Source organism: Rhodococcus sp. G6(2025) (assembly GCF_058628105.1).
In genome coordinates this window covers 1,752,442-1,769,037 of sequence record NZ_CP179750.1, presented here as the reverse complement: position 1 = coordinate 1,769,037, position 16,596 = coordinate 1,752,442, and the positions used below count along the sequence as shown (strand labels likewise).

At 66.7% G+C, this 16,596-nt stretch carries 14 protein-coding genes; all 14 read left to right on the top strand.

The features are described 5' to 3' along the window. The first annotated feature begins 99 nt into the window (after positions 1–99). Positions 100–954 (top strand): glycosyltransferase family 2 protein, encoded by an 855-nt coding sequence (locus ACLIVD_RS08125; RefSeq protein ID WP_418341464.1) that lies wholly within the window; start codon positions 100–102, stop codon positions 952–954. Then, positions 944–1,939 (top strand): glycosyltransferase family 2 protein, encoded by a 996-nt coding sequence (locus ACLIVD_RS08120; RefSeq protein WP_418341465.1) that lies wholly within the window; start codon positions 944–946, stop codon positions 1,937–1,939. Before ACLIVD_RS08125 ends, ACLIVD_RS08120 begins: the two co-directional genes overlap by 11 nt. Beyond that, positions 1,939–3,321, top strand: coding sequence for a glycosyltransferase family 2 protein (locus ACLIVD_RS08115; RefSeq protein WP_283330921.1), 1,383 nt, complete (start codon positions 1,939–1,941; stop codon positions 3,319–3,321). The genes ACLIVD_RS08120 and ACLIVD_RS08115 overlap by 1 nt, the downstream gene beginning before the upstream one ends. Continuing rightward, positions 3,318–4,652, top strand: coding sequence for a lipopolysaccharide biosynthesis protein (locus tag ACLIVD_RS08110; RefSeq protein ID WP_283330920.1), 1,335 nt, complete (start codon positions 3,318–3,320; stop codon positions 4,650–4,652). Before ACLIVD_RS08115 ends, ACLIVD_RS08110 begins: the two co-directional genes overlap by 4 nt. Then, the gene (locus ACLIVD_RS08105; RefSeq protein ID WP_491932232.1) at positions 4,636–5,481 is read left to right on the top strand and encodes a glycoside hydrolase family 16 protein; all 846 of its coding nucleotides are present in this window, start codon (positions 4,636–4,638) and stop codon (positions 5,479–5,481) included. Before ACLIVD_RS08110 ends, ACLIVD_RS08105 begins: the two co-directional genes overlap by 17 nt. Continuing rightward, complete coding sequence (locus tag ACLIVD_RS08100) at positions 5,474–7,597, top strand: hypothetical protein (RefSeq protein WP_491932231.1); 2,124 nt, start codon at positions 5,474–5,476, stop codon at positions 7,595–7,597. The genes ACLIVD_RS08105 and ACLIVD_RS08100 overlap by 8 nt, the downstream gene beginning before the upstream one ends. 323 nt (positions 7,598–7,920) lie before the next feature. After that, a complete protein-coding gene (locus tag ACLIVD_RS08095) occupies positions 7,921–8,850 on the top strand; it encodes a hypothetical protein (protein WP_283330917.1) in 930 nt (309 codons plus the stop codon). Between the two features lie 24 nt (positions 8,851–8,874). Next, positions 8,875–9,927, top strand: coding sequence for an NAD-dependent epimerase/dehydratase family protein (locus ACLIVD_RS08090; RefSeq protein WP_418341469.1), 1,053 nt, complete (start codon positions 8,875–8,877; stop codon positions 9,925–9,927). Continuing rightward, entirely contained in the window at positions 9,924–11,114 is a 1,191-nt protein-coding gene (locus ACLIVD_RS08085; RefSeq protein ID WP_491932230.1) for a DegT/DnrJ/EryC1/StrS family aminotransferase, read from the top strand. Before ACLIVD_RS08090 ends, ACLIVD_RS08085 begins: the two co-directional genes overlap by 4 nt. Beyond that, the gene (gene rfbF, locus ACLIVD_RS08080; protein ID WP_283330915.1) at positions 11,111–11,920 is read left to right on the top strand and encodes a glucose-1-phosphate cytidylyltransferase; all 810 of its coding nucleotides are present in this window, start codon (positions 11,111–11,113) and stop codon (positions 11,918–11,920) included. The genes ACLIVD_RS08085 and rfbF overlap by 4 nt, the downstream gene beginning before the upstream one ends. Then, positions 11,904–13,136 carry a class I SAM-dependent methyltransferase gene (locus ACLIVD_RS08075; protein ID WP_283330914.1) on the top strand — a complete coding sequence of 411 codons (1,233 nt, stop codon included), beginning with the start codon at positions 11,904–11,906 and terminating at the stop codon, positions 13,134–13,136. Before rfbF ends, ACLIVD_RS08075 begins: the two co-directional genes overlap by 17 nt. Before the next feature lie 100 nt (positions 13,137–13,236). Next, positions 13,237–14,838: a serine/threonine-protein kinase gene (locus ACLIVD_RS08070; protein ID WP_491932229.1), complete on the top strand. Its 1,602-nt coding sequence runs from the start codon at positions 13,237–13,239 to the stop codon at positions 14,836–14,838. 57 nt (positions 14,839–14,895) lie between these two features. Then, on the top strand, positions 14,896–15,330 hold the full coding sequence (locus ACLIVD_RS08065) for a PAS domain-containing protein (protein WP_283351650.1): 435 nt from the start codon (positions 14,896–14,898) through the stop codon (positions 15,328–15,330). 115 nt (positions 15,331–15,445) lie between these two features. Then, positions 15,446–16,417 (top strand): non-homologous end-joining DNA ligase, encoded by a 972-nt coding sequence (gene ligD / locus ACLIVD_RS08060; protein WP_105417328.1) that lies wholly within the window; start codon positions 15,446–15,448, stop codon positions 16,415–16,417. Positions 16,418–16,596: the final 179 nt, after the last annotated feature.

Below are 16,596 nucleotides of genomic sequence, written 5' to 3'. Positions count from 1 at the left end.
CGAACAGCCTCCGGAGCACCGCATTCGTCCGGAGAGAACCCAGACTTCAGCAGGACGCGGGCACGCGAAAGCCCCTATGACGCAACGGACGTGAAGGCGATGGATGCACACGTGACCGAGATTCACCCCAACGACAATCCGAGGAAGACTACGCCCAGGCCGACCGTATCGGTGGTGATGCCGGCACTGAACGAAGCGAAGAATCTGCCGTTCGTCGCGGCCCGGATGCCGGCCGACATCGACGAACTCGTGTTCGTCGACGGCAACTCCGTCGACGACACCGTTGCCGTCGCGAAACGATTGTGGCCCGAAGCGAAGGTCCTGACGCAGACCCGAAAGGGCAAAGGCAATGCGCTGGCCTGCGGTTTCCTGCATGCCACGTCCGACATTGTGGTGATGATCGACGCAGACGGGTCCACCGACCCCGCCGAGATTCCGGCGTTCGTCGACGCGCTGGTCCGCGGTGCGGACTTCGCGAAGGGCAGCCGGTTCATCGCAGGCGGTGGAAGCGCAGACATCACGTTCACCCGAAGACTGGGCAACCGGATGCTGAATTCCTTCGTCAACATGGAATTCGCTGTCTCGTTCACCGACCTCTGCTACGGCTACAACGCGTTCTGGCGCCGGCACGTCAGTGTGATGTCGCTGCCCGCGACCGACCGCCCCGACGCCCACTGGGGTGACGGCTTCGAGATCGAGACGCTGATCAACGTCCGGATGGCGACATCCGGTCTCGGTATCGTCGAGATACCGAGCTTCGAGCGGCGCCGGATCAGTGGCAAGAGCAACCTGAACGTGGTGCGGGACGGTTTGCGGGTACTGCGCACCGTTCGGATGGAACACCGCAACGGGACGAAGATGACGGCGAAGTCGGCCGAGCGGCCGACCTCACTCACCCGCCGGTCCGTCTACTCGTGGCGGTCCCGCGATCGCGGTGATTACGTTGCCCGATGAGGTCCCGGCCACCGGGCATTCGCTTCTGGACGCGACCGACGAATTCGATGCGGAATCCCTTTCGGTCGTCATCTGCGCCTACACCACTCGGCGTTGGTTCGACCTGTGCCGGTCGGTGCAGTCGGTGCTGTCCCAGGACGGTCCCGATCCCGAACTCATCCTGGTGATCGATCACTGCGACGAGCTGTATATCCGCGCGTGCAACCGATTCCGCACCGACACGCGGGTAACAGTCCTGGCGAACGCGGATACCCGGGGACTGTCCGGGGCACGCAACACCGGTGTCCGAGCCGCCCACGGCGACGTGATCGCGTTCGTCGACGACGATGCCCGCGCCGAGCCGGGGTGGGCACAGGCCCTCATGCATCACTACCGGAATCGCGGAATTGCCGGCGTGGGCGGGTACGCGGTCCCGAGTTGGTCCGGGGCGCGTCCCCCGTGGCTTCCGGAGGAGTTCGACTGGGTCGTCGGCTGCAGCTACGTCGGTCAGCCGACACGGGTCGCGCCCGTCCGCAACCCGATCGGCTGCAACATGTCGATGCGCCGCTCGGTTCTGTACGCCGTCGGCGGATTCAGATCCGAGGTGGGCCGCGTGGGCTCCGTTCCCGTGGGCGGTGAGGAGACCGAACTCTGTATCCGCATCCGGTCGAACCCGGATTCGAACCAGATCCTGTTCGATCCGGACATGCGGGTACAGCATCATGTGTCGGCGGACCGGGCCACTCTGCGGTATTTCGTGCGGAGATGCCATCACGAAGGACTGTCGAAGGCTGTCGTCGCGGAGCTGACCACCGCAGCGGACGCGCTGAGCAGCGAGCGCACCTACACCCTCCATGTCCTACCGCGAGCGGTGCTGCGTGAAGGCCTCTCGATGCGGCGGGACGGACTCGCGCGGGCAGCCGTCGTGCTGTTGGGCCTGGCGGTCACGACCGCCGGATACGTTCAGGGCAGGGCCGCCATCCGGCTGCACACCAGGAGGACCTGATGGATCCCGCCGCACCCGCTCTCACTCTCCGCCCCGCCCTGGACAGTCCCGAGCGGCCGGACTGGGACGGTGCGGTGTGGATAGGTGAAGTGTGGGTCGACGCGATAGAGAACGCCGACCGGACCGGGCGGGCGGCGGGAATTCCGGTCCGCTGCCGGTTGGCGCGCGCGGAGGGCTACGGCCGGGCGCGACTGCTCGCGCGCGCCGACGGACGCCCGCTCGGGTTCGTCGAAATCGAGGTGTCGGAAGGTTCCGTGAACTTCGGCGAGCTCAGGCGCCGAGTCGCGGGACTGCGGGCCACCGAGTCGGACCGCCCTGTGCGGGCAGGTCCGGCTCGCGTGTCCGCGGGGAAGGCCGTGCCGGTGACGGTAGTCGTATGCACTCGCGACCGGGTGTCGATGCTGCGAGCGGCCCTCCGATCCGTACTCGCGGTGGACTATCCGACGTTCGACGTACTCGTCGTGGACAACGCCCCCGGAACCGATGCCACCCGGCAGTACGTACTCGGTCTCGCGGATCCGAGGGTGCGCCTGATCTGTGAGCCCCTCCCGGGGCTCTCACGGGCACGGAACACCGGACTGTCGGTGGCCACCGGCGACATCGTCGCGTACACCGACGACGACGTGGTCGTCGACCCGCACTGGCTCTCCGCGCTGGTCGACGGTTTCAGCCGGGGCCCGAGGGTCTCGTGCGTGTCCGGGATGGTGCCCGCCGGTGAGATCCGGACGCCGGCGCAGGCCTACTTCGATCGACGGGTCGGCTGGTCGGACTCCACCGACGCCCGCATCTTCGACTGGTCGGAGCCACCCGACGACGTGCCCTTGTTTCCCTTCACCGTTCGCTGTTACGGCACGGGCGCCAACTTCGCGGTCGAGCGCGACGTGGTTCGCCGCCTCGGCGGTTTCGACGAGGCGCTCGGCGCGGGTGCCCCGACGGGCGGGGGCGAGGACATCGACATGTTCTTCCGGATTCTGCGCTCGGGCCGCCAACTCGTTCACGACCCGGCGGCGATCGTGTGGCATCGGCACCGCGCCGACAGCGAAGGCCTTCTCGTCCAGTCCCGCGGCTACGGACTGGGACTCGGCGCGTGGCTCGCGAAGATCGCGAGCGATCCGGCAATGGCCACGCTCGCGGCGACGACGGCGGCTCGACGCGGCGGCGCGCTCGTCCGCCACCTCCGCGCCTCGTCGAAAGAGACGGCGCCACCGGCGGACCTCGCGGGACTCCTGCCGGCAGGCATCGGCTCCACCACCGCCAGGTCGATCATGAAGGGCCCCTGGGCCTACCGGTCGGCGCGTCGAGAAGGCCGGTCAGCTGCGCCGATGCGGGAACGGACCGCGCAGCGGCCGACTGCGGTCACCCACCCGAGGGTCGAGCCGTGACTCCCGGCATTCCACATATCGAGGCGCGCCGTGTCGACGCAGAGCACCCGGCCGAGCGGAACCTGCGCCTCAACACCAACTCCCTGATTCTCGCCAACGTCCTGGCGGGAGTTCTCGGGCTCGCCTTCTGGGCCGCGGCCGCCCGGCTGTTCCCCGCCCACGAAGTGGGGGTGGCCTCGGCGCTGATCACGTCCGCCGTGATGCTGTCGACATTGTCGTTACTCAGCATCGACACGATGTACGAGCGGTTCCTGCCGTTGGCGGGCACCCACACCGGAGCAATTCTCAAGCACGGTTTTCTCGTGGTGTCCGCCACGTCCCTGCTGTCGGGGACGGCGCTCGTGGCGTTCGGCCCCCGCGACCCACTGTTCCAATCCGGCTGGGCGATGGTTTGTTTCCCCGTCTTCGTGATGATTCTCGGGGTGTTCACGCTGCAGGACAAGGCCACCGCCGGACTCGGGGTGGCGAGGTGGTCGGCCGCGAAGAACGCCTTCCATGCGGCGGCCAAGCTCGTCGTCCTGCTCGCACTGGCAGGCACCGACGTGGCGGTGTCCATCGTGTCCGCGTGGGGCGCGACCGCAGCGGCGGCGGCACTGTGCATTCTGGTTGCGCTGCACCGACGATCCCGCTCCCACCCCCGGTTCCTGGCGGCACCGAACCTGCCGCCCCGCCGTGAACTGTGGTCGTACTTCGGTTCGTCCTTCGGCATCACGGCGCTCTGGGCGATCGGACCTCTCGTGGTGCCGCTGATCGTGGTCACGCAGGTCGGCGCCGAGGCGAATGCGTACTTCGCGATCGCGTGGGCGATGATCAGCGCGCTGTACCTGATGGTGCACCTGGTGGTCAGCCCGTACGTGGCGGAAGTCGCCGCCCACCCGGGCAGGGTCGCGTCGCTGTCCCGCCGATTGGTGCGCACCCTCGCGGTGGTGGCGTGTGCCGGCGGGGTGGGACTGGTGGTCGTCGGCCCCCTCCTCCTCGGTGTCGTCGGCGCCGAGTACCGCACCCACAGCACCGGATTGCTCTACCTCGCCGGCGTGTTCATTCCCCTGTCCGTGGTGGGCGCCGTCTACGAGGGACTTGCGCGGGTGCACCGCAGGCTGACGTTGGCACTGGTCGTCCGCGGCCTCTCCACGTTGGTCATCGTCGCCGGCTCCGTCATCGGCACCCGGGCGATCGGTGTCGTCGGCGTCGGCTGGGCCTACCTTGCCGCCGAGGCGGTGTCGGCGCTGATTCTGATCGGTCCGGTGATTCTCTGGCTTCGGCGGGCCTCACAAGAGCGCGGGTACGACGAGATTCCCGCAGACGATCCGGGAGGTGAGCGAGTTGAGTAGACGATCGTGGGTTCGAGCGGCCCGTGCGTCGCTGATCGGCGTGAGTGCCGTTCTGATCGCACAGGCGGCAGCTCCGCCCACCGACCTTGCAGTGCAGTCGGTCTCGTCGTACCAGAAGCAGCGGGCTCTCATGTTCGACGACTTCAACGGCCCCGCCTGGGCGCCGCCGAATCCGCAGTGGTGGTCGTACGACACGGGCGGCGGCGGCTGGGGCAACGGCGAGTCCCAGACCTACACGTCCGCACCCTCGAACGTCCGATTGGACGGTGCGGGGCACCTGGTGATCGAGGCCCGCAACGACGGCGGGGAATACACGTCCGCACGCGTGACGACACAGGGACGGACGTCCCTCCTCTACGGCCGCGCCGAGGCGCGTGCCAAGCTCCCCCGCGGATCGGGAATGCACCCGGCCTTCTGGCTGCTCGGCACGGACCTCGGAGTCGTCGGCTGGCCGGACAGCGGCGAGATCGACGTGGTCGAGACGATCGGCGGTGCCGGCCAGCTGTACAGCAGTGTGATCGGGCCGAGGACCTCCGGCGGCGACTGGCAAGCCGGACCGACCACCGATGTGGCGAACACCTTCGTGGACGATTTCCACACCTACTGGGTGGAGAAGGCCCCCGGCCGGGTGACGTTCGGGGTCGACGGCCAGATCACCGGCGCCGTCACCGCGGCCGGTCTCCCACCGGACGAACGGTGGGTGTTCGACAAGCCGTTCTTCCTCCTGCTCAACGTGGCCGTCGGCGGGGAATGGCCCGGGCCTCCCGACAGCAGCACGCCGTTCCCGGCCGCGATGGTCGTCGACTGGGTACGTGTCACCGATGACTAGGTCCGCGCCTCAGCTCGACACGCCCCGGCGCGCGGCAGTCGCGACCACTACGGACGCGGCGGCGCCCGATCCGTACGACACCCTCGCCTTGATATCGGCGGCGGTCGGTGCGCTCGCGCTGGCTCCGCTGTCGCCGGAACTGCGCGCGATCCTGCTCGCGACGTTCGTCCTCACGGGGCCAGGACTTGCCGTGGTGACGTGGATGCGGCTCCAGGCGCCCGCCGTCGCCGCCGCGATACCCCTGACCGGTCTGTCGATGATGACAGGTTTCACCGCGGTACTCGGGTGGGCGAATCGCTGGGTTCCCGTCCCGTTCCTGCTGGCCCTCGTCGCCGGCGTCGCCCTCTCCGCTCTGCTCCACGCGCGACACGTGGGAGGACTCGCCACTCTCGTCCCGACCATTCCCCGGGCAACGGCACCTCGCGGAAACGCACCCCTGCTCTGGACCACGGCGATGCTGGGAGCCTGGCTGACCGTTCTGCCGGGATTGATCGACGTGCCCTACTCCGAGTTCGGCCTGCTGGCCGTCGGCACCGGGCCGGGACTCGTCCTCGTCGTCGGATCGATGGTCGGGGCGTTCGTCTGGGCGCTGCGGAGGAACCACCTCGTCACCGCCGCGGCGATCATCGGCGCCGTGATCGTCGTGCAACGTGTGACCGTCAGCCTGATCACCGAGGTGCCGATCTACACCTGGACGTACAAACACATCGGCGTCGTGGATTACCTCCAGCAGCATCAGACGCTTCCGCCGCGCGGTATCGACGTGTACGGCGAATGGCCCGCCTTCTTCACGGCATTCGCGTGGTTCGGCGAGATCACGTCCGTCGATTCACTATTGGTTGCACAATGGTTCGCCCCGGTGATCCATGCCCTGCTGGCGTTGCTCGTCGGCGCCCTGGCGATGTTGCTGGGGCTGGAGCTCCGGCACGCGCTCGCGGCGGCAATGATCACCGAACTGGTGAACTGGGTGGGGCAGGACTACTTCGCCCCGCAGGCGTTCGCACTGCTCATGGCGGTCGGCATCCTCGCGCTGCTCATCGCCTCCCGGACCTGTCATCATGCGGGTTACATCGCGCTCCTTGCGTTTGCCGCCCTCATCCCGACGCATCAACTGACGCCGTACTGGCTGCTCGGGGTGATCGTGGCACTGGTCGTGACTCGGCAGATCCGACCGTGGTGGCTCCCCATCCCGTATCTGGCAATGCTCGTCGGCTACCTCGTGCCACGCATGTACGTCGTGCTCCCGCACGGGTTGTTCTCGGGCGTCAATCCCGTTGCCAACGGATCCAGCAACGTCGAGTACGCGGGTTCCCTCGGCAAGCTCGTCACGTCCACAGTGTGCCGAGGACTGTCCGCCGCGGTGATCGTGCTCGCCGTCGTCGGAATAATCGTGTGGTGGCGGCAGGGCCGGCCGTTCCTCGCACCGGTGATCATCGCGTTCAGTTCGTTCTCCCTGCTCTTTCTGCAGAACTACGGCGGCGAGGCCATCTTCCGGGTGTACCTGTATGCACTGCCCGGGTGCGCGATCCTGATCGCTCCCCTGTTCCTCGCGGTGATCACCCGCACGGGTCGTCATGTCGTGCTCCACCGGGCGACCGCGGCGGTCGCCGCTGTGGGCCTGTGCGGCGCGGCCGTCGCGGGGCTGCAAGGCTATTACGGTCTGTGGTCGCTGGTCGTGGAGTATCGGTCGCAGGTCACCCTTTTCGACGACCTGACCGCAGATATTCACGGCCCCGCCATGATCACCAGCCTGGATTCGGCGGGATTCCCCAGTCGCGCCACCGCCGACTACGCCGATCTGGCCAAGCACGATCAGGACTTCGACACGCCGATCGTCGATCGCTGGCCGGAGTTCCCGAAGGACTTTCCCGATGCCCGCCAGTTCGAGGACATCACATTGGTGGCGGAATCGAGCAGTGCAGAAACCTATTTCGTGTTCACGACGCAGGCACTCGACGCCATTGACTACTACCGGTACTTCACCCCGGAGGCAGTAGCGGAATTCGAGAGTCAGTTCCGGCACAGTCCGCAGTGGTCGATCCGACTGCAGGACGACCACACGATCGTCTACCAATTCGACCGCACCGGTTCGGGCACCGTCAGCACCGGCGGCTGAGAAGCCAGAAACGAGGTCCAGGAACAAAGAGTGCATTAATAACAGGGCATAGGTTTGTTTTAGTCCACAAATGTGGAAGACTGGTCTGATCGGAACCCGAGCTGGCAACGTCCCTTCGAGGCGAGTCGGCCGGTAGGGGCCGGGGCGGGAGATCAACACGATGGCGAAATCGGATGCCGCGCTCACCGCGAAGCGCGAGACCCTGACGTTTGCGGGCCAGTCCGCGCCAGAGCACACCAGGCGGCGGACGGCGATGCCGGCGAGCAAAATTCGACGCGGCCTCCGACAGTAACCGAGTATCGACACGATGTGAGGACAGACCCATGGCATTCGTTATTTCCACCGAGTCCGACGTCACGGACGAGGCCCGACGTGAGCGAATCTTCTCGGGCGAGGTGTTCTGCTTCCCGCCCCGCGACTCCATCCGCGCTTTCAGTGAATTCGCCTGGGAGTTGATCGAAGCCGCCTTCGGCGCGCACAATCCGCTGACCGCGCACGACGACCTTCCAGTCGAGGAATACGTGCGCATCCTCGGGCCGCTGAAGACGGGCTTCACCCACCATCCCCATTCCAAGGAACTCCTGCGCAACGTACTCGTCGACCTCGGAGCGGACATCACCCGGACCTACTTCGACGTGCCCAAACTGCGCGCCGTCCCCCCGGCCTCCTATCTCACGGCAGGCCTCGGATACAACTACACACCGCACCGCGACACCTGGTACTCCTCACCGCAATGCCAGAACAACTGGTGGGCACCGATTCTCGGCGTGACGGACAAGAGCTGCATGGCGTTCCACCCCGAATTCTGGCAGCGACCCACCGACAATTCGAGCGCCGAGTTCGACGCCTACGAATGGAATCGCTCCTCCCGTCGCGACGCCGCGCTCTACATCAAGGAGGACCCGCGGCCGCACCCCCGGCTCAGCGGACAGGGTCCCGGCAGCGAAGTCCGGATCGTCGGTGAGGTCGGATCGATCCTGTCGTTCTCGGGCGCACAACTGCACGCAACGGTGCCGAACACGACCGGTCAGGCCCGATTCAGTTTCGATTTCCGCACGATCAGTCTCGACGATCTGATCGCGAAAGCGGGCCCCCCGAACGTCGATTCCCATTCGACCGGAACTTCCGTCCGCGACTACCTGCGCGCCGACACCTACGACCGGGTACCCGACGAGATCGTTGCGCTGTACGACCGGGGCGGCAGCACCGACGGCGTCCTCGTGTTCGACCCGTCCGTACTCGAAGTCACGTAGAACGATCATCGAGGAGCCGGTGGAATGACCGACAGCACATCATCACCCATGAGAATTCTGGTCACCGGACACCTGGGTTACCTGGGCGCCGAGATGACTCCGCTGCTCGTCCTCCTCGGACACGAGGTCGTCGGCCTCGACACTGGCTACTTCGACGGTTGCGACTTCCTCGCGCCTCCCGATCCGGTGCCGACGCTGGATCTCGACGTCCGGGACGTCACCCCGGCGGACCTCGAAGGATTCGATGCCGTCGTCCACCTCGCCGCCCTGTCGAACGATCCACTGTCCGACATCGATCCGCACCTGACGTACGACATCAACCTCGCCGCATCCGTCCGGCTCGCGAAGGCGGCCAAGGCGGCGGGCGTCGGCCGGTTCGTGTTCTCGTCCTCGTGCAGCCTGTACGGCGCGGGCAGTGATCTCGAATTGGACGAGGGGGCGGCGTTCAACCCCGTGACACCGTACGGGGAATCGAAGGTGCGAGTCGAGCAGGAATTGTCCCGGCTCGCGGACGACGACTTCTCGCCGGTGTACCTGCGGAACGCCACGGCGTACGGCTTCTCACGGCGACTGCGTGCGGACGTCGTCGTCAACAACCTACTCGGGCACGCGGTGACCACGGGCAAGGTACTGCTGCAGAGCGACGGCACGCCGTGGCGGCCTCTCGTCCATGTCCTCGACATCGCGCACGCATTCGCACAGGTGCTCGCAGCGCCGAGACAGGTCGTCCACGATCAGGCTTTCAACGTCGGACGGGTCGGCGAGAACTATCAGGTGCTCGACATCGCGCGACTCGTCGCCGATGTCGTGCCCGATTGCGTCGTCGGACATTCCGAGGGTGCCACGGCCGACATCCGCGACTACCGCGTCGACTTCTCCAAGATCGAGAGGGAGCTGCCGGGTTACCGGCCCCAGTGGACCCTGCGCCAGGGAATCGAGGAGTTGTTGGTGGCGTATTCCGACGGCGGCATGACCGCGGAGCACTTCGAAGGACCACGGTTCTTCCGGCTGAGGACCATCCAGCAGCACCTCGACCGAGGCCGACTCGACTGCGATCTGCGCTGGGTGGCAACATGATCGAGCCGAAGACGGTCCCGGATGTCGAGGAGCGAGCGGCCCTGCGCGAGCGGGACCGTATTCCCGTTGCCGGGCCGTGGGTGACCGACCTCGAGGTCCGGTACGTCGCCGAGGCCGCAGCGAACGACTGGTACACCCACGCCGGCGAATCGGTCGGCCTCTTCGAGACCGAGTTCGCCGACTACCTCGGCACCGACTTCGCAGCGGCCGTGCCGCACTGCACCTCCGCGTTGCATCTCGCGATGCTCGCCCTCGGCCTGGGACCGGGCGATGAGGTGATCGTGCCGGAATCGACGTGGGTGGCGACGGCAGCCCCCGTCACCTATGTCGGCGCGACCCCCGTCTTCGCCGATATCGACGCCGACACCTGGTGCCTGTCGCCCGAATCGCTCGCGAGGTGCATCAGCTCCCGGACCGCGGCCATCGTCACCGTCGACCTGTACGGCGGCATACCGGACATGGCGGACGTCCGGTCCGTCGCGGCCGGCATTCCGATCATCGAGGACGCAGCCCAGGCCATCGGCGGCAAGCTGGACGGGCGACTCGCCGGCACGCTGGGCGACATCGGAACCTTCAGCTTCCACGGCACGAAAACGTTGACGACCGGTGAGGGTGGAATGGTCGTAACGGATCGGAGCGACCTCGCGGAACGGATCCAGCGGTTACGGGACCACGGTCGCACACCGGCGGACCACCGGTTCTTCACCACCGAGGAGCTGGGTTTCAAATACCGGATGAGCAGTTTGCAGGCCGCGTTCGGCCGGGCCCAGCTGGCCCGCATCGACGAACTCCTGGACAAGAAGCAGCAGATCTTCGCGTGGTACGAGGAGCGTCTCGCGGACGTTCCCGGCCTGGAGCTGAATCACCGGCGGGACGGGCTCACCAACACGTTCTGGATGGTCACCGCCGTTCTCCACCCGGACTACCGGCTGCGTGCCCGCCGGATGATGGAGCTGTTCGATCTGCATTCGGTGGACACCCGCCCCTTCCTGCCGCCCCTGAGTTCACTGCCCGCGTTCGCGGGATACCACACCGCGGTGACAGCGGCGCGTCGAAACAAGACCGCCTACGACATCGCGTCGCGCTCGATCAATCTGCCTTCGGCGCTCATGCTGACCGAAGCGCAGGTCGACCGGGTGTGCGACGTACTACACACCATTCTTCGACCACGTAAGGAACTGTCATGAAGGCCGTCATTCTCGCCGGTGGACGCGGCACTCGAATCAGCGAGGAGTCGCAGAGTCGGCCCAAGCCCATGGTCGAGATCGGTGGGCGACCGATCCTCTGGCACATCATGAAGATCTACGGCGAAGCCGGCGTCACCGAATTCATCATCCTGCTCGGTTACAAGGGCTACATGATCAAGGAGTACTTCGCCAACTACTTCCTGCACATGTCCGACGTGACGATCGATCTGGCCACCGACACGACCAAGACGCTCTCGTCCAAGACCGAGCCGTGGACCGTCACGCTGCTCGACACGGGCGCCTCCACCATGACCGGTGGACGCCTGCTGCGGGCCAAAGAGCACATCGGCGACGACGTCTTCTCGTTCACGTACGGCGACGGCGTCACCGACGTGGACATTCGCCGGGTCGCCGAGTTCCATCGGGAGTCCGGTTCGATCGCGACGGTCACCGCGGTGCAACCGCCCGGCCGCTACGGCGCACTCCTGATGGAGGAAGACCGGGTGCAGTTCGAGGAGAAGCCCCGCGGCAGCAGCGGCTGGGTCAACGGCGGATTCTTCGTGGCCCACCCGTCCGTCCTCGACTACATCGACGGCGACGACACCGTCTTCGAAGGTGCCCCGCTGGAGCGCCTTTCATCCGACGGTGAACTCTCCGCGTACCAGCACCCCGGTTTCTGGCGCGGTATGGACACGTTGTGGGACAAGATCTACCTCAACGAACTCTGGGACAACGACAAGGCACCCTGGAAGATCTGGAACGACGGACTGGGCTGCGAGGGGGACGATCATGAGTACTCCCTGTAGGCATTGCGGTACTCCTCTGGAGCAGTCGTTCTGCGACCTCGGGATGTCGCCACTCGCCAACTCGTACCTCGCCGCCGATCAACTGGATCGACGAGAAGTGTTCTACCCGTTGCATGCGTACGTGTGCTCGAAGTGCCTTCTCGTCCAACTCGCCGAGTTCGAATCGGCCGAGTTCATCTTCACCGACTACCTCTACTTCTCGTCGTATTCGCAGAGCTGGCTCGATCATGCCCATGCGTATGTCCGGGACACGACGGCACGGTTCCACCTCGACAGTTCGAAGCAGGTCGTCGAGATCGCCAGCAACGACGGGTATCTGCTCCAGTACTTCGTGGAGTCCGGTATCCCGTCACTCGGCATCGAGCCGGCCGAGAACGTGGCCGAGGTCGCCATACGACGCGGGATCGACACCCGGATAGGGTTTTTCGGAACCTCGATGGCGAGCAAACTCGTCGGGGAGGACATTCAGGCAGACCTCCTGATCGGCAACAACGTCCTGGCGCACGTTCCCGACCTGAACGACTTCGTCGCCGGAATGGCGACCGTGCTCGCGGCGGACGGCGTGATCACCATGGAATTCCCTCACTTACTCCAGCTGATCGAACACAACCAGTTCGACACGATCTACCATGAGCACTTCTCCTACTTCTCGCTGCTGACCGTCACACGCGTGTTCGCGGCCCACGGCCTGCGGCTGTTCGACGTCGAACAACTCCCCACCCACGGCGGTTCCCTGCGGATCTACGCCTGTCACGCCGAGTATCCCCGTCACATCACGTCCCGGCGACTGCGGGAGCTGGGCGAACTCGAACAGGCCGCCGGCCTCCACCTTCCGGAGGGTTACACCGCGTTCCCGGAGCGAGTGAAGCGCACCAAACGAGCGTTGCTCGAATTCCTTGTCGATGCACGCAACCGCGGACTGTCGACGGCCGCCTACGGCGCGCCGGCCAAGGGCAACACCCTGCTCAACTACTGCGGGATCCGAGACGACCTGCTCGACTACACCGTCGACCGGAGCCCCCACAAGCAGGGCAGGTTCCTGCCGGGAACCCACCTTCCCATCCACGCGCCCGACCACATCCGCGACACCCGCCCCGACTACCTGCTGATCCTCCCGTGGAACCTGCGGGACGAGGTGATTCGGGACATGTCGTACATCCGCGACTGGGGTGGCAGATTCGTCGTCCCCGTCCCCGAGCTGGCCGTGCTCGACTGAGCCCAGATCCCTCACTGCGGGAATCGAATTCGTCACCCCGGACCGGACAGCGCGACACCTGCGTGTATCGTGCTGTTTCCGGCTTCGAGGGGAAACGGCAATGGCGGCAGGTACACGGGTCGGCTCGCAGTTCGGGCAATACCATCTCAGGGCGCTGCTCGGCCGAGGTGGAATGGGTGAGGTGTACGAGGCGTACGACACCACCAAGGATCGCACCGTCGCCCTCAAGATCCTCGACGTGGACCTCGCGAAAGACCCCACCTATCAGCAGCGGTTTCGTCGCGAATCGCATGCCGCGGCCCGGTTGCAGGAGCCGCACGTCATTCCGATTCACGACTGGGGCGAAATCGACGGCGTGCTCTACATCGACATGCGCCTGGTCGTGGGACAGGACCTGCGTTCGCTGCTCCGCACACGGGGCCCGATGGGTCCCGCACACGCGGTCGCGATCGTCGACCAGATCGCGGCGGCACTCGACGCCGCGCACACCGACGGTCTCATCCACCGCGACGTCAAGCCGGAGAACATTCTCGTCACGGCGGGTGAGTTCGCGTACCTCGTCGACTTCGGTATCGCACACTCGAGTTCCGACCTCCGCCTCACCACCCTCGGCAGCGCTGTCGGCTCCTACGCGTACATGGCGCCCGAGCGGTTCGACAATGCGCCGGTCGATGCGCGCGCGGACGTCTACTCGCTGGCATGTGTCCTCTACGAATGCCTCACCGGGTCCATCCCGTTCCCGTCCACCAGCATCAGCAGCGCGATCCGCGCCCACCTCACGACGCCGGTGCCCAGCCCCAGCTCGATTCGACCCGACGTGCCCGCCACGTTCGACGAGGTGATCGCCCGAGGTCTGGCCAAGGACCCCCGTGATCGGTACCCGACGGCCCGCGGCTTCGCGGCTGCCGCCCGGTCCGCGTTGACCGCTCGCGAGCGGAAGACCGAAACCGACATCGTGACCCGCCCGGAACCCTCGCCGGGCATGCGGTCCGAACCGACGCGCGTCGACGACCGCGGCCGTCCCCCCGTCTACCCGCCGACCGCGTTCCACAGCGGGCCGCCCGCGCCGCCCCCGGCGGCGCTGTACTACCCCGCGACTCCCTACGCCGCCCCGCCGCCGGCTCGACGGTCGGTGGCCGTGCCGGTGATCGTCACCGTGCTGGTGATCGCGCTGCTGGCACTCGGCGGGGTGGTCGGATGGCTCGTGCTGGATCGGAACACCCCGGACGCGTCCACTGACGCCGCCGCCACCAGCAGTCGGGTCCGCATCCCGGCCACGGAGGACGTACCCGTCACGTCGGCGGCGCCGACGACGGTCCCGCCTGCCGTGACGACACCCAGAACGACGACGGCTCCCCCACCGCCGATCGCCGGCGAGGTGTCGGGCGCCGACGGGCAGGGTTTCCTGCCCCCGTCCGATGCACGGTGCAACTACACCAACCCGGCGGTGTTCGTCGGTCGCACCACGAAGTCTCTCGTCGTGGTCTGCGAGACCGGAGTGGGGCGCTATTACTACCAGGGCGTGCGCATCAGCGACGGCGCCGCCATCTCCGTCGACGACCCGATCTCGAGCGGTTCCGGCTTCGTGGCCACCGGCGACGGCGGCACCCAGTACCGGCTCACCCCGTCCGCCCTGACCATCGTCGGCGGCGACGGACGGATCCTCGCGACCGAACCGATGGTCGAGTCCGCACACCGCTGAACCGCCGTCTACGACGACAACGGGACGAGCGGTCGGAATCGGTGAGAGTATAGGGCTGTGAGCGCACAGGCAGAGCATGAGGAGAGACGTCGCCCGACCCCGGAAACTCCCTTGGGCTACCTCGAGCAGCTACCCGCCCTCGTCCTGCTCGAACGCCTTCCGGTTCCCGTCCTGGCGGTCGAGAGCGACGGCACCGTCGTCCACGCGAACAGTGCTTTCGAGGAGATGCTGGGTCATCCCGTCTCGTCACTGCGCGGACGTCCGGTGTCCGAACTCCTCGATCTGGACGACGCACCGACGGGTGCCGGCGCGGTCGAGCACCTCCGCGAGTCCGCCACCACACTCGTCGACCTCGCACATCAGGACGGATCCCGAGTGCGCGCACTCGTCAGCCGGCCCATCCTCCGCCGGCAGGACGATCCGGTGACCCTCGTCTGCTTCCACGACGTCACCGAACAACTGTGGAACGGCGGCCGGGCGCCCGGCTTCTGACCCCGCCCCACAGACGCACGGACATTTGCCAGCTTCACACGCAATTTGCCTGGGATTCCGGCGAAACCGTCTGCAAACAGCGCGGGAGGGATCGAGTGCGGGTTAGGTTGACTGCATGGCGACCGGCAAGAGCAAGGCTCCCGCTGTCGAACTGGAGGTCGGCGACCGGACCGTGCGGATCTCGCACCCGGAACGCGTCTACTTCCCCGCCACCGGTGCCACGAAGCTCGACCTCGCGAATTACTACCTGAGCGTCGGCGACGGGATCGTCCGCGCCCTGCGCGAACGTCCCTGCATGATGCACCGCTTTCCGGACGGCCTGAGCGGCGAGAAGGTGCACCAGAAACGGTTGCCGCACGGTGCACCGGACTGGGTCCAGACGGTGCGGGTGACGTTTCCGCGGTACAACCGTCACGCCGACGAACTGTGCGTGACGCACCCGGCGGACGTGATCTGGGCGGTGCAGATGTCCACGGTCGAGTTCCATCCGTGGAATTCACGCCGCGCGGACGTCGAACGCCCCGACGAGTGGCGGATCGATCTCGATCCGATGCCCGAGTGCGGTTTCGATACGGTGCGGCGCGTGGCCGGGGTGGTGCACGAGGTGCTCGACGAACTGGGTGCGACGGGCTGGCCGAAGACGTCCGGCGGAAGCGGCATGCACGTCTACGTCCGGATCCGGCCCGACTGGAGTTTCGGCGATGTCCGGCGGGCCGCGCTGGCCTTCGCCCGCGAGGTGGAGCGCCGGGCCCCGCAGGACGTCACCACCACCTGGTGGCGGAAGGACCGGGATCCGCGCAAGCTGTTCGTCGACTACAACCAGAACGCCCGCGATCACACCATCGCCAGCGCGTACTCGGTGCGGGGTGTGCCCGACGCGACCGTGTCCACACCGGTGACGTGGGACGAGATCGACGACGTGGACCCCCACGAGTTCACGATCGCCACCGTCCCCGACCGCTTCGCGAAACTCGGTGACCTGCATGCCGGAATCGACGACGCCGTGTTCTCGCTCGAACCGCTGCTCGAGTGGGCCGACCGCGACGAGGCCGAAGGCGAATCGGATCCCGGTGGCGCGGAGGACTGATCGCGGACAACTGACCGAGGGCGTCCCCACAAAGCGACACGCGCCCCGACCGTGCGGCCGAGGCGCGTGTCTGGCATGCCGGACTCTTCCCTACCGTGGCGGCGGGGGCGGTGGCGGCGGAGGCGGTGGTGGGTTGGGATTGCAGAGTTGGCAGCCGTCGACCGGCGGCTTGGGAACCG